The organism is Psychromonas sp., from assembly GCF_983033635.1.
The window spans coordinates 693-1466 of the sequence record NZ_CEZLMY010000312.1; the positions used below are offsets into that span (position 1 = coordinate 693).

General features: G+C 39.1%; 1 protein-coding gene. It reads left to right on the forward strand.

Going from position 1 to position 774, the window contains the following annotated elements:
• Nucleotides 1–774, forward strand: a 774-nt coding sequence (locus tag AC4GME_RS18870; protein ID WP_490380051.1) for an efflux RND transporter permease subunit, incomplete at both ends; no start/stop codon positions are given.

A 774-nucleotide genomic window follows, 5' to 3' on the forward strand; every position in this document is an offset into this window, starting at 1 on the left:
TAGCCCTGCTTTAGCAGCTAGCTTATTACGTGCCCCTAAAGAGCATGAAAAAGGTTTTCATTTTCTCTTTAATAAGTACTTTAATACTCTCACAGAAAAATATACTTGGCTAGTAAGTCAATTAGTACGTCGCTTGGTGATTGTAGGCATTGTTTTTGCTGGTTTATTGGTTGCATTAACCCTGTTAGCTAAAAACACCCCTTCTGGCTTTATTCCTCAAGAGGATAAGAAATCATTTCTCGTTGATATTCAGTTACCAGATGGCGCGTCACTCAATAGAACTGAACAAGTAATCGATGAACTAGTTACCATTGCACATAACGAACCCGGCATTGAAAATGTTATTCATATTAGCGGTTTTAGTGTGATGACTGGAGCAATTGCCTCAAATGGAGGTTTGTTAATTGTTACTTTGGATAACTGGGATAATCGCCCAGATGCAAGCATGCATCAAAATGAGATAATCAGGCGAATACAAGCTAAATTTAACGCACTACCGAGTGCTAAAGTGATCGCTTTCGGGTTACCTGCAATCCCAGGTTTAGGTGCAACAAGCGGCCTTTCCTTTGTATTGCAAGATACACAAGGCCGAAGCCCTGAGAATCTATCCCAGGTGATGGGCGCATTTATTCTAAAATTAAATACATTACCTGAAATAGCCTCCGCGTTCAGTAATTTCAGAGCAAATGTACCACAGATGTATGTCGATATTAACCGTCAAAAAGCAAAGGATTTAGGAATCCCTCTTACTGTTATCTTTAATACATTACAAAC